Annotated in this window: 19 protein-coding genes; 4 read left to right on the top strand and 15 right to left on the bottom strand. The window is 70.0% G+C overall.

The features are described 5' to 3' along the window. Window position 1: 1 nt before the first annotated feature. The 6 genes from ACY0MJ_RS00095 to senB form a co-directional block, all read right to left on the bottom strand. On the bottom strand, window positions 2–886 hold the full coding sequence (locus tag ACY0MJ_RS00095; protein WP_462636192.1) for a branched-chain amino acid ABC transporter permease: 885 nt from the start codon (window positions 884–886) through the stop codon (window positions 2–4). A gap of 50 nt (window positions 887–936) precedes the next feature. Next, window positions 937–2,133 carry an ABC transporter substrate-binding protein gene (locus ACY0MJ_RS00090; RefSeq protein WP_462636191.1) on the bottom strand — a complete coding sequence of 399 codons (1,197 nt, stop codon included), beginning with the start codon at window positions 2,131–2,133 and terminating at the stop codon, window positions 937–939. A 28-nt stretch (window positions 2,134–2,161) separates the two neighbouring features. Continuing rightward, window positions 2,162–2,869: an ABC transporter ATP-binding protein gene (locus ACY0MJ_RS00085; protein ID WP_462636190.1), complete on the bottom strand. Its 708-nt coding sequence runs from the start codon at window positions 2,867–2,869 to the stop codon at window positions 2,162–2,164. Between the two features lie 2 nt (window positions 2,870–2,871). Next, the gene (locus ACY0MJ_RS00080; RefSeq protein ID WP_462636189.1) at window positions 2,872–3,645 is read right to left on the bottom strand and encodes an ABC transporter ATP-binding protein; all 774 of its coding nucleotides are present in this window, start codon (window positions 3,643–3,645) and stop codon (window positions 2,872–2,874) included. A gap of 139 nt (window positions 3,646–3,784) precedes the next feature. Continuing rightward, complete coding sequence (gene selD / locus ACY0MJ_RS00075; RefSeq protein WP_462636188.1) at window positions 3,785–4,855, bottom strand: selenide, water dikinase SelD; 1,071 nt, start codon at window positions 4,853–4,855, stop codon at window positions 3,785–3,787. Next, on the bottom strand, window positions 4,852–5,844 hold the full coding sequence (gene senB, locus ACY0MJ_RS00070; protein WP_462636187.1) for a selenoneine biosynthesis selenosugar synthase SenB: 993 nt from the start codon (window positions 5,842–5,844) through the stop codon (window positions 4,852–4,854). Before senB ends, selD begins: the two co-directional genes overlap by 4 nt. Between senB and senA the strand changes: the two genes are divergently transcribed. Further along, window positions 5,829–7,064, top strand: a complete 1,236-nt coding sequence (gene senA / locus ACY0MJ_RS00065) for a selenoneine synthase SenA (protein ID WP_462636186.1) — start codon at window positions 5,829–5,831, stop codon at window positions 7,062–7,064. The genes senB and senA overlap by 16 nt on opposite strands. A 104-nt stretch (window positions 7,065–7,168) precedes the next feature. On the opposite strand, the gene ACY0MJ_RS00060 is transcribed toward senA, so the two are convergent. From ACY0MJ_RS00060 to ACY0MJ_RS00040, 5 genes are read right to left on the bottom strand one after another with little or no spacing between them, the layout of a single operon-like run. Continuing rightward, entirely contained in the window at window positions 7,169–8,377 is a 1,209-nt protein-coding gene (locus ACY0MJ_RS00060; protein ID WP_462636185.1) for an ABC transporter substrate-binding protein, read from the bottom strand. A gap of 32 nt (window positions 8,378–8,409) precedes the next feature. Then, on the bottom strand, window positions 8,410–9,456 hold the full coding sequence (locus ACY0MJ_RS00055) for a branched-chain amino acid ABC transporter permease (RefSeq protein WP_462636184.1): 1,047 nt from the start codon (window positions 9,454–9,456) through the stop codon (window positions 8,410–8,412). A 14-nt stretch (window positions 9,457–9,470) separates the two neighbouring features. Further along, a complete protein-coding gene (locus ACY0MJ_RS00050) occupies window positions 9,471–10,343 on the bottom strand; it encodes a branched-chain amino acid ABC transporter permease (RefSeq protein WP_462636183.1) in 873 nt (290 codons plus the stop codon). Between the two features lie 11 nt (window positions 10,344–10,354). Then, the gene (locus ACY0MJ_RS00045; protein WP_462636182.1) at window positions 10,355–11,074 is read right to left on the bottom strand and encodes an ABC transporter ATP-binding protein; all 720 of its coding nucleotides are present in this window, start codon (window positions 11,072–11,074) and stop codon (window positions 10,355–10,357) included. Next, on the bottom strand, window positions 11,074–11,886 hold the full coding sequence (locus ACY0MJ_RS00040; RefSeq protein ID WP_462636181.1) for an ABC transporter ATP-binding protein: 813 nt from the start codon (window positions 11,884–11,886) through the stop codon (window positions 11,074–11,076). Before ACY0MJ_RS00040 ends, ACY0MJ_RS00045 begins: the two co-directional genes overlap by 1 nt. Window positions 11,887–12,025: 139 nt before the next feature. Between ACY0MJ_RS00040 and ACY0MJ_RS00035 the strand changes: the two genes are divergently transcribed. Further along, the gene (locus ACY0MJ_RS00035; RefSeq protein ID WP_462636180.1) at window positions 12,026–13,573 is read left to right on the top strand and encodes a UxaA family hydrolase; all 1,548 of its coding nucleotides are present in this window, start codon (window positions 12,026–12,028) and stop codon (window positions 13,571–13,573) included. A gap of 7 nt (window positions 13,574–13,580) precedes the next feature. On the opposite strand, the gene ACY0MJ_RS00030 is transcribed toward ACY0MJ_RS00035, so the two are convergent. From ACY0MJ_RS00030 to ACY0MJ_RS00020, 3 genes are all read right to left on the bottom strand, one after another. Beyond that, on the bottom strand, window positions 13,581–14,327 hold the full coding sequence (locus ACY0MJ_RS00030; RefSeq protein ID WP_462636179.1) for a hypothetical protein: 747 nt from the start codon (window positions 14,325–14,327) through the stop codon (window positions 13,581–13,583). Between the two features lie 495 nt (window positions 14,328–14,822). Beyond that, complete coding sequence (locus ACY0MJ_RS00025) at window positions 14,823–15,047, bottom strand: hypothetical protein (protein WP_462636178.1); 225 nt, start codon at window positions 15,045–15,047, stop codon at window positions 14,823–14,825. 44 nt (window positions 15,048–15,091) lie between these two features. After that, on the bottom strand, window positions 15,092–16,024 hold the full coding sequence (locus ACY0MJ_RS00020; RefSeq protein WP_462636177.1) for a dihydrodipicolinate synthase family protein: 933 nt from the start codon (window positions 16,022–16,024) through the stop codon (window positions 15,092–15,094). A 27-nt stretch (window positions 16,025–16,051) separates the two neighbouring features. On the opposite strand from ACY0MJ_RS00020, the gene ACY0MJ_RS00015 reads away from it, so the two are divergent. Beyond that, window positions 16,052–17,782: an IlvD/Edd family dehydratase gene (locus ACY0MJ_RS00015; protein ID WP_462636176.1), complete on the top strand. Its 1,731-nt coding sequence runs from the start codon at window positions 16,052–16,054 to the stop codon at window positions 17,780–17,782. A gap of 4 nt (window positions 17,783–17,786) precedes the next feature. Here ACY0MJ_RS00015 and ACY0MJ_RS00010 read toward each other — a convergent pair whose 3' ends face one another. After that, window positions 17,787–19,256: an MFS transporter gene (locus tag ACY0MJ_RS00010; RefSeq protein ID WP_462636175.1), complete on the bottom strand. Its 1,470-nt coding sequence runs from the start codon at window positions 19,254–19,256 to the stop codon at window positions 17,787–17,789. Between the two features lie 42 nt (window positions 19,257–19,298). Here ACY0MJ_RS00010 and ACY0MJ_RS00005 point away from each other — a divergent pair, with 42 nt between their 5' ends. Beyond that, the gene (locus tag ACY0MJ_RS00005; protein ID WP_462636174.1) at window positions 19,299–19,925 is read left to right on the top strand and encodes a trimeric intracellular cation channel family protein; all 627 of its coding nucleotides are present in this window, start codon (window positions 19,299–19,301) and stop codon (window positions 19,923–19,925) included. The last annotated feature ends 105 nt before the right edge of the window (window positions 19,926–20,030 follow it).

Raw genomic sequence — 20,030 nt, 5'->3', positions numbered from 1 at the left:
ATCAGGCTTCCTTGCCGAACAGGCCGGCGGGCCGCAGCACCAGCACGATGGCCATGATCACGAAGACGACGATGTTGGAGGCTTCCGGGTAGAACACGCGCGTGAAGCCCTCGACCACGCCGAGACCCAGGCCGGTCACGACCGAACCGAGGATGGATCCCATGCCGCCGATCACGACGACCGCGAACACGACGATGATCAGGTTCGACCCCATCAGCGGCGTGACCTGGATGATGGGGGCCGCCAGCACGCCGGCCAGGCCGGCCAGCGCCGCGCCGAAGGCGAAGGTGAGCGTCACCATCCGCGGCACGTTGACGCCGAAGACCTGCACCAGCCGCGCGTTCTCGGTGCCGGCGCGCAGGTAGGCGCCCAGGCGGGTGCGTTCGATCAGGAACCAGGTGGCCAGGCAGACGGCCACCGAGGCGACCACGACCCAGGCCCGGTAGTTGGGCAGGATCATGAAGCCGAGATTGGTCGCGCCGGCCAGCAGCTCCGGCACGTCGTAGGACTGGCCCGAGACGCCGTACTGCTTGCGGAACGCGCCTTCGAGGATCAGGGCGAGGCCGAAGGTGAGGAGCAGGCCGTAGAGCGGGTCGAGCCCGTACAGCCGCTTGAGCAGGAAGCGCTCGATGAGGGCGCCGAGGATGCCGACCACCAGCGGCGCGAGGACCAGCGCGAACCAGTAGTTCACGCCCCACGAATCCAGCATGATCCAGGCGGCGAAGGCGCCCACCATGTAGAGCGCGCCGTGCGCGAAATTGACGATGTCCAGCAGGCCGAAGATCACGGCCAGCCCGAGGCTGAGCATGGCGTAGAAGGCGCCGTTGACCAGCCCGAGCATCAGCTGCCCGAGGAAGGCCTGGTGGGGGATTCCGAATATTTCCATGGGGCAGGGCTTGCGCCGGGACGCGCGGCGCGCGCCCCGGCTGGCTCACATCACTTCTTCAACAGGGAGCACTTCGACTCGGCGGGCGTCGTGAACGCCTGCTCGCCGGGCACCGTCGCCACGAGCTTGTAGTAGTCCCAGGGCGCCTTGGACTCCTTGGGCGACTTCACCTCGAACAGGTACATGTCGTGGATCATGCGGCCGTCGCCGCGCACGTAGCCCTTGTGGTAGAAGTCGTTGTACTTCATGGAGCGCAGCTCCTTGTTCACCTTCTCGGCGTCGGTCGTGCCGACCTTCTGCACCGCCTTCAGGTAGTTCATGGTGGCCGAGTAGTCGGCCGCCTGCAGGCTGGAGGGCATGCGCTTGAACTTGTCGTAGAAGCGCTTGGCGAACTTGCGCGAGGCGTCGTCCTGGTTCCAGTACCAGCTGTCGGCCAGCTGCAGGCCGGCGGTGTTGTTCAGGCCGAGCGAGTGCACGTCGTTCACGAACACCAGCAGGCCCGCGACCTTCATCGTCTTGGTGATGCCGAACTCCTTGGCCGCCTTCATCGCGTTGATGAAGTCGCCGCCGGCGTTGGCCATGGCCAGGATGTCGGCCTTGGAGCCCTGCGCCTGCAGCAGGAAGGACGAGAAGTCGGAGGCGTTCAGCGGGTGGCGCACCGCGCCGACCACCGTGCCGCCGTTGGCCTTCACCACCGTGGAGGCGTCGGCCTCGAGCGAGTGGCCGAAGGCGTAGTCGGCGGTCAGGAAGTACCACTTCTTGTTGCCGGCCTTGATCAGCGCGTTGCCCGCCACCTTGGCCAGGGCCACGGTGTCGTAGGCGTAGTGGATGGTCCAGGGCGTGCAGTTCTCGTTGGTCAGGCGGGCCGAGCCCGGGCCGATGGCGATGAAGGGACGCTTCTTCTCGTTGGCCACCGCGGCCATGGCGAGGTTGGTGCCGGAGCTGGTGCCGCCGATCAGCATGGCCAGGTTCTCGCTGTCCATCCACTCGCGGGCCTTGGAGGCGGCGATGTCGGCCTTGTTCTGGTGGTCGGCCGTCAGCACCTCGATCGGGCGGTTCAGCACCTTGCCGCCGAAGTCCTGCACCGCCCACTTGATCATCTCGGCGCCCGCCGGGCCGTCGATGTCGGCGTACAGGCTCGCCATGTCGGTGATGAAGCCGATGCGCACGGGCCCGGTCTGGGCCTGCGCGAAGGCGCCGCCGGCGAAGCCGATGGTCAGTGCGGCCACGAGGGTCTTGAGTTTCATAGCACGGTCTCCTTGTTGAAAGTCGTTGTCAGACGCCCAGGTATTCCTGCAGCATCCCCATGTTTTCCTTGAGCTGGCCCTGCGCGAACTCGCGCACGATCTTGCCGTGCTCCATGACGTAGAAGCGGTCGGCCAGCGGCGCGGCGAAGCGGAAGTTCTGCTCCACCAGCACGATCGTGTAGCCCTTGGCCTTGAGCGTGCGGATCGTCTCGGCGAGCTTCTGCACGATCACCGGGGCGAGGCCCTCGGAGATCTCGTCGAGCAGCAGCAGCCGCGCGCCCGTGCGCAGGATGCGGGCCACGGCGAGCATCTGCTGCTCGCCGCCCGACAGGCGCGTGCCGGGGCTGCCGGCGCGCTCCTTCAGGTTGGGGAACATGTCGTAGATCTCGGCCACGCTCATGCCGCCCTCGCCGATCGCCGGCGGCAGCATGAGGTTCTCCTCGGCCGACAGGCTGGCGAAGATGCCGCGTTCCTCGGGGCAGTAGCCCACGCCCAGCCGCGCGACGCGGTGCGACGCGAGCTTGACGGCCTCCTGGCCGCGGATGCGGATCGAGCCGGTGCGCGCGCCGGTCAGGCCGACGATGGCCCGCAGCGTGGTCGTGCGGCCGGCGCCGTTGCGCCCCAGCAGCGAGACCACCTCGCCCTCCTCGACGCGCATGTCCACGCCGTGCAGCACGTGCGACTCGCCGTACCAGGCGTGCAGGTCCTCGATGCGCAGCATCTCGTTGGCGGCCATGCTCAGTGCGCTCCCTGGAGCTCGGTGTCGGCGGAGCCCATGTAGGCCTCGATCACCTGCGGGTTCTTCGAGACCTCCGCGTAGGGGCCGTCGGCGATGACGCTGCCGTGCTGCAGCACCGTGATGCGGTCGGCGATCGAGGAGACGACGTTCATGTTGTGTTCGACCATCAGGATGGTGCGGCCCTGGGCCACCTTCTTGATCAGCTGCGTCACCCGGCTGACGTCCTCGTGGCCCATGCCCTGCGTCGGCTCGTCCAGCAGCATCAGGTCGGGTTCCAGTGCCATGGTGGTCGCCAGCTCCAGGGCGCGCTTGCGGCCGTAGGGCAGGTTGACGGTGAGTTCCTGGGCGAAGTCCTGCAGGTCCACGGCGTGCAGCAGCTCCAGCGCGCGGCCGTGCAGCGGGTACAGCGAGCGCTCGGGCTTCCAGAAATGGAAGGAGGTGCCCAGGTTGCGCTGCAGCGCCGCGCGCACGTTCTCCAGCGCCGTCAGGTGCGGGAACACGGCCGAGATCTGGAAGGAGCGGACGATGCCGCGGCGCGCCGTCTGCGCGGGCGCCTCGTTGGTGATGTCCGTGCCCTGGTAGGTGATCTTGCCGCGCGTGGGCGGCAGGAACTTGGTCAGCAGGTTGAAGAAGGTGGTCTTGCCGGCGCCGTTGGGGCCGATCAGCGCATGGATGTCGCCGCGCCTGACCTTCAGATCCACGTTGTTCACGGCGACGAAGCCCTTGAACTCCTTGGTCAGGCCCTGGGTTTCCAGGATGGTCTCTGCGGACAAATGCTCCTCCGGCAACGGCGTGACAGGACTCGGGGCCGCGGCCCCGTCGAAACCGCCAATGGTCCTGCGCGTGCTGCAGCGCAGAAAGCGGGAAAGCCCTAGGTACGTGCTGCTACGTATGTTTACGCCGGCGAAGCCCTCAGCGCACGCGCAAACGCGCGCCGTCCTGCGCTTCGGCCATGCGGCCGATCACCGCCGCCTGGCCGAACCCGTGCTGGCGGAACACCGCGAGCACCTGGTCCACGCTCGCGGGCGTGCAGGACACCAGCAGGCCGCCGCTGGTCTGCGGATCCGACAGCAGCGCCCGGTCCGCGTCCGCGAAGCCGGCCGGCAGCGCCACCTCGGCACCGTAGCCCGCCCAGTTGCGCCCCGACGCGCCGGTCACGAAGCCGGCCTGCGCCAGCGCGCGCACGCCCTCCAGCACCGGCACCTGCGCCCAGTCGAGGTCGACGGCCAGCTGCGCGCCGCGCGCGAGTTCCAGCGCATGCCCCGCGAGGCCGAAGCCGGTGACGTCGGTAAGGGCATGCACGCCCTCGAGCGCCGCCAGCTCGGGGCCGGGCGTGTTCAGGCGCGTGGTGGTGGCGATCATGCGTTCGTAGCCGGCCGCGTCGAGCTGCTCCTTCTTGAGCGCCGCCGACAGCACGCCCACGCCCAGCGGCTTGCCCAGCACCAGCACGTCGCCGGCCCGGGCATCGGAGTTGCGCTTGACGCGCTTGGGATGCACGAGTCCCAGCGCGACGAGGCCGTAGATCGGCTCGACCGAGTCGATGGTGTGGCCGCCGGCGATGGGAATGCCCGCCGCCTTGCACACCGACTCGCCGCCCTCGAGGATGCGGCCGATGGTGCCCGTGCCGAGCACGCTGATCGGCATCCCCACCAGGGCCAGGGCCATGATGGGCTTGCCGCCCATGGCGTAGACGTCGGAGATCGCGTTGGTGGCGGCGATGCGGCCGAAGTCGTAGGGATCGTCCACGATCGGCATGAAGAAGTCCGTGGTGGCGATCAGCGCCTGCTCGTCGTTCAGCTGGTAGACGGCGGCGTCGTCGGCGGTCTCGATGCCCACCAGCAGCTCGGGCGGGACCGGCAGGCGCGCGGTGCCCTTGAGGATCTCGGACAGCACGCCGGGGGCGATCTTGCAGCCGCAGCCGCCGCCGTGCGACAGCGAGGTGAGGCGGGGTTCGGCGGCCGTGGCGGGGAGGGCGGCGTTCATGGGGCAGGTTCCAGTTCTTGCAGCAGGGACGTGAGCGCTGCCTTCTCGGCATCGGCATCGAAGAGCGGCGCGCGCAGGGCGCATTGTGCGCCGAGGCGCCCCAGCAGGCCGCCCGGGGGGTCTTGCGCCTGGCCGGCCCGGCAGGCGGCCAGCAGCCGCGCCAGCATGGCCGCGTCGCCATGGGGGAAATAGCCCTCGTAGTCCGCGCCCAGCATGCCGACGTTGCCCGGCACCCGGCTCGCGAGCACGGGCACGCCGCAGCGCACGGCCTCCATGATCACGTGGGCGCCGCCCTCGAGGGCGCTGGTGTGCACGAGCACATGCGAGCCGCGGATGCGCTCCAGGGTTTCCTCGTGCGGCAGCGGCCCCAGCCATTCGTAGCCGGGGCAGTCGCGCGCGGTCGCCCGTGCTTCGCCGGCCAGCGCGGGATCGCCGCTGCCGTCGCCGATGTGCGTGATGCGGATGTCGGCGCGATCGCGCAGCAGGCGGGCCGCGGCGAACAGGGTCTGCGGCGTCTTCACGGCGCGCAGGTGGCCGACCATCACGGCGCGCAGCACGTCGCGCCCCTTGGCCAGCGGCGGCCGCGCCGGCGTCGACTGGAACACCACCCGCGCCTTCGCGCGCAGCGCCGGCGCCAGCGCGTCGGCGCCGCGCTCCTGCAGCACGACGAGGCGCTGCGCCAGTTCCAGCGACCGCCGGGCGGCGGCATCCGTCGCGATGTCCTGGTACAGGTCGGTGCCGGTCAGCACCACGGCGAGGCCGCGGCCCGGGTGGGCCTGCGCCCAGGCGGCGATCGACGCGGCGGAGCGGCGTGCGTGCAGCGCCAGCATGAGGCGGTCGCCGCCGGCCTGGTCGTCGGGCCATTGGCTGGTGATCCGCACCGGCAGCGGCGCCAGCAGCTGCGCCCAGCGCCGGGCCGTGCGCCAGTTGCCGTTGTTGGCGTCCGCCAGCGCCGGGCTTACGATGACCACCGATGGGGAACGCGACATCCGCGGTTTATAGCGCGCCGGCGCCGCCGGACGCGCTCGCATTGCGGCAAGGCCCGCCGGCGGCCGTGGGCGCCGCGCTGCGCGCCGCGCGCGCCCGCACGCTGCGGCTCGCCGAGGACGTGCGCTCGGCGCTCGGCGCCTCGGCGCGGGTGCCTTACGACGCGGGGCTCAATCCGCCGCTGTGGGAACTGGGCCACGTGGCCTGGTTCCAGGAATGGTGGATCGCCCGGAACCCGGAACGCGCGCGCGGCTGCCGCGCGGATCCCGACGCGCCGCGCCCGCCCTCGCTGCTGCCGCAGGCGGACCGCTGGTACGACTCCAGCCGGGTGGCGCACCGCACGCGCTGGGAGCTGCCGCTGCCGGATGCGGAAGGGACGGCGGCCTACCTGCGAGCGACGCTGGAGCGCACGCTGGACCTGCTGGAAGCGCTGCCGGCGGACGCCGGCGAGGACGCGCTCTACTTCTTCCGCCTGGTCGCGCTGCACGAGCAGATGCACGCGGAGGCGGCGGTGTACATGGCCCATGCGCTGGGGATTCCGGTGCGCGCCGGCACGCCGCCGGAGGCGGGTCCGCGCCGGGAGCTGCGCATCGCCGGCGGCGAGCTGCGCCTGGGCGAGCCCGGCGCGGGCTTCGCCTTCGACAACGAGCTCGGCGCGCACGCCGTCGCCCTCGCGGACTTCGCGATCGACGCGGAGCCGGTCACCTGGGGCGCGTTCCTGCCCTTCGTGGAGGCGGGCGGCTACGAGGATGCGCGCTGGTGGAGCGAGGAAGGACGCGCCTGGCTCGCGGGCCTGCCGCGGCGCGGGCCGGCGGCGGTGCGGCGGCAGGGCAGCGGCTGGGAGCAGCTGCGGCACGGGCGCTGGCAGCCGCTGGTCGCGCAGCAGGTCGCGATGCACGTGAATGCGCACGAGGCCGAGGCGTGGTGCCGGTGGGCCGGCCGGCGGCTGCCGACGGAAGCGGAGTGGGAGTGCGCGGCGTTGGCGGGCAAGGAATTCCTTTGGGGCCACGCGTGGGAGTGGACGGCGAGCACGTTCCAGCCCTGGCCCGGATTCGAGCCGCATCCCTATCGTGACTATTCGCAGCCCTGGTTCGGCACGCGGCGGGTGCTGCGCGGAGCGGCGCCGGCGACGGCGCCGGCGCTCGCGCATGCGCGCTACCGCAATTTCTTCGAGCCGCAGCGGCGGGATGTCTTTGCCGGGTTCCGCAGCGTGCGGCCGTGAGGATGCTGGGGTTCGCTGCGCTCACCGCCAGCCTACGAATCACCGCGGATCGACGATGCCCGTAGGCTGGTGGTGAGCCGAAGGCGAACCCCAGCAATCAGCAATCACTTCACCGCCATCGGCTCCCCGAACCCTTCCCAGGTCTTCCCGTCGAACTTCACCAGCTGCATGGTCTGGAACGGCGCATAGTCCGTCGGGCTGGTGTTCGCCGTCACGCCGGGCAGCGCCATGGGGATCTGGAAGTTCTTCAGGTTGGCGGCCTGCTTCATCACGTTCTCGCGCGTCAGGTTGTCGCCGCACTGCTTGATCACCTGCGCGATCAGCTGCGCCGCCGCCATGCCGTAGGTGGCGCTGCCGTCCATCGGGTCACCCTCGGGCACGTACTTCTTCATGAACGCGAAGTACTCCTTCATCGCCGGATCGTTGGCCCACTTCGGGTCGGTCGGGTCCTTGATGTACTGCATGGAGATCAGGCCGACCGCCTTCTGCAGCCCCGCGGGCTTGAGCACCGAGCCGACGCTCGCCGACACCTGGTTCAGGTAGTGCGTGGGCTTCCAGCCGATGTCGGCCACCTTGCGGATCGCCTGGGCCGCGAACTTGGGCGTGGTGATGTTGAAGAAGGTGTCGGCCCCGGAGGCCTGCAGCGTCACGATCTGCGAATCCACCGTCGGATCGGTCACCTCGTAGGTGACCGCCTTCACGATCATGGTCTTGGCCTTGTCGCCCAGGCCGTCGGTGAAGCCCTTCAGGTAGTCCTTGCCGTAGTCGTCGTTCTGGTAGAGCACGGCGATCTTCGCGTTCGGCTTGGTGGCCAGGATGTGCTGCGCGTACAGCTTGCCCTCGCTCTGGTAGTTGGGGTTGAAGCCCATTGTCCAGGGAAAGTCCTTCGGGTCGTTCCACTTCGAAGCGCCCGTCGCCAGGAAGAGGTGCGGCACCTTCTTCTGGTTCATGTACTTGTGGATCGCCGAGTTCGACGGCGTGCCGAGCGTGCTGACCGTGAACAGCACCTCGTCCTGCTCCACCAGCTTGCGCACCATCTCCACGGCCTTGGGCGGGCTGTAGCCGTCGTCGTAGGAGATGTAGTTGATCTTGCGGCCGTTGATGCCGCCGGATTCGTTCAGCATCTTGAAGTAGCCCGCCTCCACCTTCCCGATGATCCCGTAGGCCGAGGCGGGGCCGCTGTACGGGATGGTGTTGCCGATCTTGATCTCGGTGTCGCTGGCGCCCGGCCCGTACTGCTTCTGCGCCAGCGCGGGCGCGGCCGCGAGCGCGAGACCCAACGAAGCGAGCACGATGCGGTTCTTGATTGACATGACAAGTCCTTTCTCGGGGAGAGCTACGGCAATCACGCCGCTGTGGAGTCCCGGCGCGCCCGGCGCCGCAGGCGCCGGGCGGCCAGGCGCAAGGCGCCGGCGATGCCGGTGGGCATCAGGTACATCAGCAGGATCATCAGCGCCCCGTAGATCGCCCACGGCGCCGCCTTCGAGATCTGGTCGGCGAAGTTGGGCACGAACTGGATGAACAGCGCGCCCCAGAAGGCGCCGCTGATGGAGGCCAGGCCGCCCACCACCATGCCGACCAGCATGCTGATGGACAGGAAGATGGTGAAGCTGTCGGGCGCCACGAAGGCCACCGCGATCGCGCCCAGCGCGCCCGCCACGCCCGTGAACATGGCGCTGACGCCGAAGGCGAGCGACTTGTACAGGGCGTTGTCGATGCCCATGGTGGAGGCGGCGATCGGCTGGTCGCGGATCGCGATCAGCGCCCGTCCGACGCGGCCGCGCAGCAGGTTCCAGCCCAGGACGAACATCACGACCGTCACGAACAGCGTGAACAGGTACAGCCACCGGTCCGGGTTGAGCTTCAGGCCGAACAGCGTGGCGAAGGGCGGGTCGGGCTTGATCAGCGAGATGCCCTGCACGCCGCCGGTCCAGCCCTCCACGAGCTTGTACTTCAGCAGCTGCGGCAGCGCGACGCCCAGCGCGAAGGTGGCGAGCGCGAGGTAGACGCCCTCCAGCCGCAAGGCGGGCAGCCCGAACAGGAAGCCCGCGAGCAGGCATACGGCGCCGGCCGCGGGGATCGTGGCCCAGTAGGGCAGGCCGAAGTGGTCCATCATGATCGCCGCCACGTAGGCGCCGATCGCGTAGAACGCGCCGTGGCCCAGCGAGATCTGCCCGTTGTAGCCGGTCAGGATGTTCAGCCCCAGCAGCGCGATCGCGTAGATCAGCACCATGGTGAACTGGAACACCCGGTAGTTGCTGAGCACGAAGGGCAGCACGCAGGCGGCGGCGAGCAGCACGAGGCACAGCGCCAGCGTGCGCGGCGACCAGTCGCGCACGGCGCCGGAGGCCGGCTGCGGGGCGGCGGCCAGGGGCACGGGGGTGGAGTTCACGGCTTCCATGCGGTTCAGACCCGTTGCACGATGGTGCGGCCGAACAGGCCCGCGGGACGCACCACCAGGACGCCGACGATGAGGACGAGCGCGACCGTCAGCTTCAGCTCGGTGCCGATCAGGTAGGCGCCCACCAGGTTCTCCAGCACGCCCACGACGAAGCCGCCGACGACGGCGCCGCCGGGGCTGTCGATGCCGCCCATGAGGGCCGCGGCGAAGGCGTACAGCAGCACGCCCGTCATCATGTTGGGGTCGAGGAAGACGATGGGGGCCACCATCATTCCGGCCGTGGCGCCGATGGCCGCCGCGAGGCCCCAGCCGAGGGCGAGCATCCAGCCGACGTGGATGCCTACGAGCCGGCTCGAATCGGGGTTCTGCGCCGCCGCGCGCATCGCGAGGCCCAGCGGGGTGAAGCGGAAGAACAGGAACACCATCAGCAGCACGACGAGGGTCACGCCGATCGCGCCCAGTTCGTGCCAGGACACCAGGTGCAGCCCGAAGGGCGGGCCGCTGGGAAAGGGGCTGGGAAAGGACTTCACCGTATAGGTGTAGATCCAGCCGGCCACGCTGTTGAGGATCAGCAGCAGGCCGATGAACACCACCACCACCGTGAGCACCGGCGCGCGCTCCACCGGGCGGATCAGGATGCGCTCGATCGCGGCGCCCAGCACGAAGGAGAGCACCAGCGTCGCGAAGAAGGCGACCCAGTAGGGCATGCCGGCCTGGATCATCGTCCAGCACAGGTAGGTGGAGAACATCGCCATCTCGCCCTGGGCGAAGTTCACGAGGCGCGTCGCGTTGTGGATCATCACCAGCGCGAGCGCCAGGCTGGCGTAGATGCCGCCGGTCGCGAGGCCGGCGATCACCTGGTGCAGGAAGGCTTCCATGCGCGGGCCTTTCAGTAGCCGAGATAGGCGCGGCGCACCGCGTCGTCGTTCATCAGTTCGGCGCTGCTGCCGGACAGCACGATGCGCCCCGTCTCCAGCAGGTGGGCGCGGTCCGCGAGGCGCAGGGCCATGGCGGCGTTCTGCTCGACCAGCAGGATGGTCATCTTCTGCGTGCGGTTGATGTCGCGCATCACCTCGAAGATCTCCTTCACCACCAGGGGCGCGAGGCCGAACGAGGGTTCGTCCAGCAGCAGCAGGCGCGGACGCAGCATCAGCGCGCGCGCCACGGCCAGCATCTGCTGCTGCCCGCCCGAGAGCGTGCCGGCCTGCTGGTGGCGCCGCTCGGCCAGGATGGGGAACAGCTTGTACATGCGCTCGTAGTCCTCGGCCAGCGCGCCGCCCTTGTCGCGCCGCGCATAGGCGCCCAGGCGCAGGTTCTCCTCGGTCGTGAGGTCGGTGAAGGTGCCGCGGCCGTCGGGCACGTGGGCCACGCCCAGGCGCACGATGTCCTCGGTGGGTCGGCCGACGATGCGGTCGCCGGCGAAGCGGACCTCGCCGCTGGCCCGCACCATGCCGCAGATCGCCCGCAGCGTGGTCGTCTTGCCGGCGCCGTTGGCGCCCAGCAGCGCGGTGATGCTGCCTTCCTCGATGCTGAAGGACAGCCCGTGCAGCACCTCCGTCGGCCCGTAGCCCGCATGGAGGTCGCGCACCTCGAGCAGCGGGCCGGCCATCAGCTCTGCGCCCCCAGGTAGGCCTGGATCACGTCGGGGTTGCCCCGCACTTCCGCCGGCGTGCCCTCGGCGATCTTGCGGCCGAAGTTCAGCGCCACCACGTGGTCCGACACGCTCATCACCAGGCCCATGTGGTGTTCCACCAGCAGCACCGTGAGGTGGAACTGGTCGCGGATGGCCTGGATCAGGCTGCCGAGCGCGCCCACCTCCTCGTGGTTGAGGCCGGCGGCGGGCTCGTCCAGCAACAGCAGCCGCGGCTCGCTCGCCAGGGCGCGGCCGAGCTCGACGCGCTTGCGCGTGCCGAAGGGCAGCTCCGCCACGCGCTGCTGCGCGACGGCCTCCAGGCCGAGGAAGCGCACGAGGTCCTCGGCGCGCCGCGTGCTGTCCGCCTCCTCCTCCGCCACGCCCGGCAGGCGCAGCGCATTGGCGAAGAAGCCCTTGCGCGTGCGGCAGTGGCGGCCCACGCGGATGTTGTCCAGCACGGTCATGCTGGCGAACAGCGCCAGGTTCTGGAAGGTGCGGCCGATGCCCAGCGGCGCGACCTTGTGCCGGCCGAGGCCTTCCAGCGGCTGGCCGTCGAAGGTGATGCGGCCCTCGGAGTAGCCGTACAGGCGCGAGAGGCAGTTGAACAGCGTCGTCTTGCCGGCGCCGTTGGGGCCGATCAGGCCCGCGATCTGGCCGCGCGCGACGTCGAACGAGACGCCGTCGAGGGCCGTGATGCCGCGGAACCGCACGCACAGGTCGCGCACCGACAGCAGCGGGCTGCTGGCGTCGGACGTGGGGACGGTGCGCGTTTCCGGAAGAACCTGCACTGCGGACCTCGGCCTTGCCAAAGAGGCCTGCATGCTTTCACGCATCCGGCCGCGGGCCGCACAGTGTTTTCCCGCAGGGTGTCACGTAGGTTCACATCGCTGCCCATGCGTGGCGGCCGCGGTTTGGCATGATGGCGGGATGCTCGAACTCTCCGAAAAGCGCGTCACCGGCCCCATCATCCGCCTGCACCCGAAGGACAACGTGGTGGTGGCGCGCGTGGACGTGGGCATCGGCACGCCCGTGCCCAGCGAGGGCTTCACCAGCCGCAGCCAGGTGCCGGCCGGCCACAAGATCGCGGCCCGCGCGATCCGCCAGGGCGAGGCGATCCTGAAGTACAACGTTTGCATCGGCTTCGCCGCCGTGGACATCGCGCCGGGCACCTATGTGCACTCGCACAACGTGAGCTTCCGCGAGTACGACCGCGACTACGCCTGGGGCCAGGACTACGTGGAAACGCCCGTGCTGCCCGAAGCGGAGCAGGCGAGGTTCATGGGCTACGTGCGGCCCGGCGGCGAGGTCGGCACGCGCAACTACATCGGCATCCTGTCCACCGTGAACTGCTCGGCGACCGTGGTGCACAAGGTGGCGGAGTGGTTCACGCCGGAGCGCCTCGCGGCCTACCCCAACATCGACGGCGTGGTGGGCCTGTCGCACGGCCTCGGCTGCGGCATGGAGATGACGGGCGAGCCCATGGACCTGCTGCGCCGGACGATCGGCGGCTACGCGAAGCACCCCAACTTCGCGGCCGTGCTGATCATCGGCCTGGGCTGCGAGCGCAACCAGCTCTCGGGCCTGATGGCGCAGGAGAAGCTCGCGGCCAACCCGCGGCTGCAGACCTTCATCATGCAGGAGAGCGGCGGCACGCGGAAGACGATCGAGGCGGCGGTTGCCGCCGTGCAGGAGATGCTGCCGGCCGCCAACGACGTCGTGCGCGTGCCCGTGTCGGCGCGCCACCTGAAGGTGGGCCTGCAATGCGGGGGCTCGGACGGCTTCTCCTCGATCACCGCCAACCCCGCGCTCGGCGCCGCGATGGACATCCTGGTGCGCCACGGCGGCACGGCCATCCTCTCGGAAACGCCCGAGATCTACGGCGTGGAGCACACGCTGACGCGGCGTGCCGTGAGCCGCGCCGTCGGCGAGAAGCTGATCGAGCGCATCCGCTGGTGGAAGGAGGAGTATTCGCCGGGCCGCGACGTGCAGATCAACGGCGCGGTGAGTCCCGGCAACAACATGGGCGGGCTCGCGAACATCTTCGAGAAGTCGCTGGGCTCCTCGATGAAGGGCGGCACGACGGGGCTCATGGAGGTGTACCGCTATGCCGAGCCGGTGAAGCAGAACGGCTTCGTGTTCATGGACACGCCCGGCTTCGACCCGTGCTCCGCCACCGGCCAGATCGCCGGCGGCGCCAACATGATCCTGTTCACGACGGGGCGCGGCTCGATGTTCGGCGCGAAGCCGGTGCCCTCGGTGAAGCTCGCGACGAACACGCCCATGTACGAGCGGCTGGCGGAGGATATGGACTACAACTGCGGGACCATCCTGGACGGCACGCAGACGCTGCCGGAGGCGGCGGAGGGGATCTTCCGGCTGATGCTGCAGATCGCGTCGGGGGAACGCAGCAAGAGCGAACTGCTGGACCTCGGCGACCACGAATTCGTGCCGTGGAACATCGGGGTGGTGAGCTGATCCTCGCTTACTTCGTTGCCAGATAGATGAAGCCGTCGGTTTGGCCTGCATTGAGGGCCAGCACCAGCAGTTGCCGCGCCGTCACATCGTAGAAGGCAACCCCCCTCACGCGGGTTCCGCTTCCAAGCGCACACGACGATCCCGCAAAGGTGACGCTGACGTCGAACACGTTCTTCCCGGTGGGCCTCGGGGCGACGGTGCCCGACGCGGAACAACCTCCGGTGTCGGGCACGGTGACGACGCCGCCAGCTGTGACGTTCACGGAGACGGTCTGTGCGCTGGTACTGCCCGTTGCCGCGGATCCGGAGAAGGTGCCCGCCAATGCCGCCAGGGAGGGTGATTCCTCATAGACATCTTCGTAAGAGCCATCAAAGCGCACGCGGTCGGCGGTGGTGATCGCGATTTCCTTAGCGCTCTCGAATGTTCCTGAAAACGTGCTGGAGGAGACGGTTTGCGTTACCAGGTTGAATTCACTGCCAGAGCCCGAGAGCTTGCCGTCGTTGCTCCATTGGGTCTGTCCATGCAGTGCCCCGATGACCAAGTTGCCCGAGGTGTAGACGCCCCATGTGTCTCCGTTCTCGAGGATGGCTATGCTGGCCGAGTAGCCGGTAGATGTCTGGCCCGTCCAGAACCCTTCGGCGGAGGCACTTCCCGTTTGGTTTCCGGTCCCGCCTTCACTATCGCCACCGCCTCCCCCTCCCCCGCAGGCGGCGAGCAAGACGGCGGTGAATGCAACGCACAGGAGCTTCTTCATTCTTCACTCTCCTTGCTGCGCCAACAAGGTGCGGCCAGGGGAATGTAGGAAGTTGAGCCTTGGAGGGTCAAGAGCACCAATCCGACCACCGCGGGTATCAGACACACCTCACCACCTCAGCTGTGCATTCATGCGGATGACAAGTTCAGGAAGGTGAGAACCTTGGTCTCATGGGTCGAGCGTCGCGATCCGTCGCGCCAGGCGGTGCGCGGCGCAGGCCCGCATCGAGCCGCGCGTACGTTTCATGCTCGCGCCATTTGTCCGAACGGAGAGTTGGGCCGCGCGGCCCAACTCGCAGTGAGTTATGGCGCGGGCGGTGCCGCAAGCACCGGCTCAGGGAAGTCCGCGCGCGCAGCCGCGGACCGGCGCCCCAGCGGGCCTGCGCCGCGCACCGCCTGGCGCGACGCGGCGCGGCACTGCCTGCTGGAACAGCTGGGATCCCGGCTTCCGCCGGGATGACAAGATGCATTTCAGAACGCCCGGCGGGAATGCCGTTCAGAGCGGCGCGCTGCGCAGCAACCGCATCGCCTCCTGCTGCACCTGGTCGGCAACCAGCCGCTGATGCAGGAGCACGTCCATCGCGCAGTCATCCGCGCACATCGCGCACTCCACCTCGTCCGCCGCTGCACTGGCCACGCGCCACGCCTCGTGCAGCCGCTCGAACTCCGCCAGCAGCGCGCGCTGCGGCGGAAGCAGGTCGGTCGGGGCGGGCGGGAACATGGTGCAAGTAGACACCGGCTCCCCGCCCGCAGGCTTGACGCAGATCAGGCCAGCGCCGCGGCGTTGGGCATGGTGAAGCCGACCTTGTCCAGCGCGGCCTGCAGCACCTGCTGCTGTGCCGCGTCGAGGTCCACCAGCGGCGGGCGCACGTGCGCCCAGTCGGCACGGCCGGTCTTCCAGGCGATCGCGGCCTTCATCGCGGGGATCATGGGGAACTGCGCGAAGGCCGCGCGCGTCGCGTCCAGCTTCTTCTGCTGTTCGTCGGCGTCGGCCTGCTTCCAGGTCTTGTAGAGCTGCACGATCGCCGTCGGGTTGACGTTCGCCGTGGCCGTGATGCAGCCCGGCCCGCCGGCGCGCAGATCGGCCAGCAGGAAGTTCTCGCTGCCGGCGAAGACGTCGAAGCCCTGCGGGCCGAACTCCTCCAGCATCGCCTTCGTGTGGTTCCAGTCGCCGCCGCTGTCCTTGAGGCCGGCCACGATGCCGGGGTAGGACTTCAAGAGGCGCGCCACCAGCCCGCGCGGGATCGGCACGTTGGACACCGGGGGGATGTGGTACAGGTAGACGCGCAGGCGATCGTCGGCCACGCCGTCGATCACGCTGGCGAAGGCGCGATAGAGGCCTTCCTCGCTCACCCCCTTGTAGTAGAAGGGCGGCAGCATCAGCACGCCCGCCACGCCGGCCTGCACGGCGCGCTTCGTGAGCTCGATCGTGTCGGGGACGGCGCAGCAGCCGGTGCCCGGCATCATGCGCGCCGGCGGCAGGCCCGCCTCCAGCAGCGCGTCGAGCAGCTTGCGCTTCTCGGCCACCGTCATCGAGTTGGCCTCGGAGTTGGTGCCGAAGACGGCCAGGCCGACCTCCTGGTCCAGCAGCCAGCGGCAGTGGCGGATGAAGCGGTCGGGGTCCGGCGTGTGGTCGGCGCGGAAGGGCGTGAGCACGGGCGAGAGCACGCCCTGGATGCGGGGGGTGGCTGCGGTCATAGGGCCATTGTGCGGGACAATCCGGCCATGAGCCAATCCGACCACCCCACCGGCATGCGCAAGGGCCTCACCAACTACGGCGACGCCGGCTTCTCGCTGTTCCTGCGCAAGGCCTTCATCAAGGGGGCGGGCCTCACCGACAACGCGCTCGACCGGCCGGTGATCGGCATCACGGACACGGGCAGCGGCTACAACCCCTGCCACGGCAACATGCCGCAGCTGGTGGAGGCCGTGCAGCGCGGCATCATGCTCGCCGGCGGCCTGCCGGTGAAGTTCCCGACCATCTCCATCGGCGAGAGCTTCGCGGCGCCCACCAGCATGTACCTGCGCAACCTCATGTCCATGGACACCGAGGAGATGCTGCGGGCCCAGCCCATGGACGCCGTGGTGCTGATCGGCGGCTGCGACAAGACCGTGCCCGCGCAGCTCATGGGCGCGGCCTCCGCCGGCCTGCCGGCGATCCAGCTGATCACGGGCTCGATGCTGACCGGCTCGCATCGCGGCGAGACGGTGGGTGCCTGCACCGACTGCCGCCGCTACTGGGCGCGCTTCCGCGCCGAGGAGATCGACGCGCAGGAGATCGCCGACGTCAACAACCAGCTGGTGCCCAGCATCGGCACCTGCTCGGTGATGGGCACGGCCAGCACCATGGCCTGCATCGCCGAAGCCCTGGGCATGACGGTGCCCGGCGGCGCCTCGCCGCCGGCCGTGACCTCGGCGCGCATGCGCATCGCGGAGCAGACCGGCGCGGTGGCGGTGCAGATGGCGAAGAGCCGGCTCACCATCGACAGGATCCTGACGGAGAAGGCGCTGGAGAACGCGATGCGCGTGCTGCTGGCCATCGGCGGCTCGACGAATGCCATCGTGCACCTCACCGCCATCGCGGGCCGGCTCGGCTTCGAGGTGGACCTGGAGGCGCTGGACCGCATGGGCCGCGAAACGCCGGTGCTGCTGGACCTGAAGCCCTCGGGGCAGCACTACATGGAGCACTTCGACGCGGCCGGCGGCATGGCCACGCTGCTGCGCGAACTGAAGCCGCTGCTGCACCTGGACGCGCTCACCGTCACCGGCCGCACGCTGGGCGAGGAACTCGAGCGGGCCAGTCCGCCCTTCAAGCAGGACGTCGTGCGGCCGCGCGACAACCCGATCTACCCGCAGGGCGGCATCGCCGTGCTGCGCGGCAACCTCGCGCCGGGCGGCGCCATCATCAAGCAGTCGGCCGCCGACCCGCGGCTGATGGAACACGAGGGCCGCGCCGTCGTGTTCGAGGGGCTGGAGGACCTCGCCAACCGCATCGACAGCGACGACCTCGACGTGGAGCGCGACGACATCCTGGTGCTGAAGAACATCGGCCCCAAGGGCGCGCCGGGCATGCCCGAGGCGGGCTACATCCCGCTGCCGCGCAAGCTGGCGCGGCAGGGCGTGAAGGACATGGTGCGCATCTCCGACGGCCGCATGAGCGGCACCGCCTTCGGCACCATCGTGCTGCACGTGACGCCCGAGTCGGCGGTCGGCGGCCCGCTCGCCCACGTGCGCAACGGCGACCGCATCCGCCTCTCGGTGAGCCGGCGCGAGATCCGCCTGCTGGTGGACGACGCGGAACTGGCGCGCCGCGCACAGGAACACCCGGTCACCGTTCCGCGCGCGGAACGGGGCTACCGCAAGCTGTTCCTCGAGACGGTCACGCAGGCCGACCAGGGCGTGGACTTCGATTTCCTCGCGGCGCCGCAAAAACGCGGCAGCGTGCCGAAGGCGTAGTGCGTCATCCCCGCGCAGGCGGGGACCCAGGGCTTTCCTCGCGCGCCTGCGCGCGCAACTCCACCGTCGGCGCCCGCGTCGCCGCGAACGCCCCCAGCGCCGCGAAGCCGGCGAGCACGCCGAACACGATGCGGAAGGCGTGCTCCACCCGCGCCGGGTCCAGCCCCTGGATCTCCAGCGCGTGGCCCCCGGGCGGCTGCAGCAGCACGAAGGCGAGCCCGCCGAAGGCGGCCGTGCCGATCGAGGCGCCCGTCGAACGCGTCAGCGACAGCAGCGCCGCCGCCGTGCCGAGCCGCTCGCGGCCGGCCAGGATCTGCGTCGTGAGCTGCGAATTGGGCATCACCGTGCCGAAGCCCACGCCGCACACGGCCGCCACGATCGTGATCAGCCAGGGCGAGGGCGGCAGCAGCGCCAGCGCGAGCACGCCCAGCGCCGCGGCGCCGAGCCCGTAGGGCGGCGGCTTGCCGCTGGTGCCGGTCCAGGCGCTGAAACGGCTGTTCAGCGTCGAGCCCACGACGATGCCGCCGGTGAGCGGCAGCAGCCGCAGGCCGGCGTCGACGGCGTCGGCGTGGCGGGCGACCTGCAGGTAGATCGGCAGCAGGAACAGCAGCGCGAAGAGCGTGCCGGCGAAGCCGACCACGGAAGCGCAGATCCAGGGCACGCCCGGCAGGCGCAGGATGTCCAGCGGCAGGAAGGCGTTGGCGTGTGCGCGCTGCTGGCGCGCGAGCAGCAGCCCCAGCACCACGGCGGCCGCGACCAGCCCGGCGCTGAAGGCGGACACCAGCGGGAAGCCGTGCCCCACCTGCCCGAACCACAGAAGCGCGCTGATGGCGCACAGCGCGAACAGCACGAACCCGAGCGGGTCGTAGGCGGCGTGCCGGGCCGCGGTGGGCTGCGGCTTCGGCAGCAGCGCCATGCGCCAGAACGCGAGCGCGGCCAGGGGCAGGTTGGCCAGGAACAGCCAGCGCCAGTCGCCGTGGTGGACCACGAAGCCGCCGATCAGCGGCCCGCCCACGCTCGAGGTGGTGAAGACCAGGGCGAAGTAACCCTGGTAGCGCGGCCGGTCCCAGGGCGGCACGAGCTCGCCGATCAGCGCCTGCGACAGCACCATCAGGCCGCCGCCGCCCAGGCCCTGCACCACCCGGGCGGCGATCAGCAGGCGCATGGTGGGCGCGAGCGCGCAGGCCAGCGAGCCGAGCGCGAAGACCGTGAGCGCCGCGAGCATCACGTTGCGCCGGCCGAAGCGGTCGCCGAGCCGGCCGTAGAGCGGAGCCATCACGGTGGCGGCCATCAGGTAGCCGGCCGCGATCCACGAGGTTTCGCTCAGCCCCCCGAGCTCGCGGGCGATGCGCGGCGTCGCCGTGACCAGCAGCGTCTGGTCCACCGCACCCATGAACATGGGCAACATCACCGCGCTGAAGAGCGCGGCGAAGGAGGTGGCCGGCGGAGAGGCGGGTTCCTGGTCTTCGCGCACGCGGCGATGCTAAGCGAGGAAGCGGGCCTAGACTCCGGGTCCATGGCGTGGCTTCCCTATGCGCTCGATCTCGCCGGCACCTTCGTCTTCGCGCTCAGCGGCGCCATGGCGGGCATCAAGCACCGCGCCGACGTGTTCGGGGTTCTGGTGCTCTCGTTCGCGGCGGCCAACACCGGCGGGATCACGCGCGACCTGCTGATCGGCGCCGTGCCGCCCGCGGCGATCCGCGACTGGCACTACCTCGGCGTTTCCGTCGCGGCGGGACTCCTGGCCTTCCATTTCCCGAAGGCCATCGGCCACCGCTGGAAGAACCCCGTGCTGCTGTTCGACGCGGCCGGCCTGGCGCTGTTCGCCGTCACCGGCGCGCACAAGGCGCTGGCCTACGGGCTGGACCCGGTGATGGCGACCCTGCTGGGCATGCTCACCGGCATCGGCGGCGGCATGGCGCGCGACATGCTGCTGGCGCGGATCCCGACGGTGCTGCGCTCGGATCTCTATGCGGTGGCGGCGCTGGCGGGAGCGGCGGTGGTCGTGGTCGGCGAGCGGCTGGGGATGCCCTACTTCACGGTGGCGGTCCTGGGGGCCGGCTTGTGCTTCGGGCTGCGCGTGATGGCGATCCGCCATGGCTGGCAGCTGCCGCGGGCAGGGGCGGACGTCGACCGGAATTGAGCTGGGGTTTGGGGGGGGGGGGGGGGGGGGGGGGGAGGAGGGGGGGGGGGGGGGGGGGGGGAGGGGGGTGTGAAGGAACAAGAGCCACCGAGTTGGGGATTGCAC

The sequence above is a fragment of the Ramlibacter sp. bp-362 genome, from assembly GCF_054956735.1.
The sequence above is the reverse complement of the archived record's forward strand: the minus strand, read 5'-3'. Positions and strand labels throughout refer to the sequence as shown.

What these genes read in the sequence shown, in the direction of transcription:
- ACY0MJ_RS00095 (WP_462636192.1), bottom strand. Translation starts at nt 886, where the DNA reads ATGGAAATATTCGGAATCCCCCACCAGGCCTTCCTCGGGCAGCTGATG.
- ACY0MJ_RS00090 (WP_462636191.1), bottom strand. Translation starts at nt 2,133, where the DNA reads ATGAAACTCAAGACCCTCGTGGCCGCACTGACCATCGGCTTCGCCGGC.
- ACY0MJ_RS00085 (WP_462636190.1), bottom strand. Translation starts at nt 2,869, where the DNA reads ATGGCCGCCAACGAGATGCTGCGCATCGAGGACCTGCACGCCTGGTAC.
- selD (WP_462636188.1), bottom strand. Translation starts at nt 4,855, where the DNA reads ATGAACGCCGCCCTCCCCGCCACGGCCGCCGAACCCCGCCTCACCTCG.
- senA (WP_462636186.1), top strand. Translation starts at nt 5,829, where the DNA reads ATGGGGAACGCGACATCCGCGGTTTATAGCGCGCCGGCGCCGCCGGAC.
- senB (WP_462636187.1), bottom strand. Translation starts at nt 5,844, where the DNA reads ATGTCGCGTTCCCCATCGGTGGTCATCGTAAGCCCGGCGCTGGCGGAC.
- ACY0MJ_RS00060 (WP_462636185.1), bottom strand. Translation starts at nt 8,377, where the DNA reads ATGTCAATCAAGAACCGCATCGTGCTCGCTTCGTTGGGTCTCGCGCTC.
- ACY0MJ_RS00050 (WP_462636183.1), bottom strand. Translation starts at nt 10,343, where the DNA reads ATGGAAGCCTTCCTGCACCAGGTGATCGCCGGCCTCGCGACCGGCGGC.
- ACY0MJ_RS00045 (WP_462636182.1), bottom strand. Translation starts at nt 11,074, where the DNA reads ATGGCCGGCCCGCTGCTCGAGGTGCGCGACCTCCATGCGGGCTACGGG.
- ACY0MJ_RS00035 (WP_462636180.1), top strand. Translation starts at nt 12,026, where the DNA reads ATGCTCGAACTCTCCGAAAAGCGCGTCACCGGCCCCATCATCCGCCTG.
- ACY0MJ_RS00030 (WP_462636179.1), bottom strand. Translation starts at nt 14,327, where the DNA reads ATGAAGAAGCTCCTGTGCGTTGCATTCACCGCCGTCTTGCTCGCCGCC.
- ACY0MJ_RS00025 (WP_462636178.1), bottom strand. Translation starts at nt 15,047, where the DNA reads ATGTTCCCGCCCGCCCCGACCGACCTGCTTCCGCCGCAGCGCGCGCTG.
- ACY0MJ_RS00020 (WP_462636177.1), bottom strand. Translation starts at nt 16,024, where the DNA reads ATGACCGCAGCCACCCCCCGCATCCAGGGCGTGCTCTCGCCCGTGCTC.
- ACY0MJ_RS00015 (WP_462636176.1), top strand. Translation starts at nt 16,052, where the DNA reads ATGAGCCAATCCGACCACCCCACCGGCATGCGCAAGGGCCTCACCAAC.
- ACY0MJ_RS00005 (WP_462636174.1), top strand. Translation starts at nt 19,299, where the DNA reads ATGGCGTGGCTTCCCTATGCGCTCGATCTCGCCGGCACCTTCGTCTTC.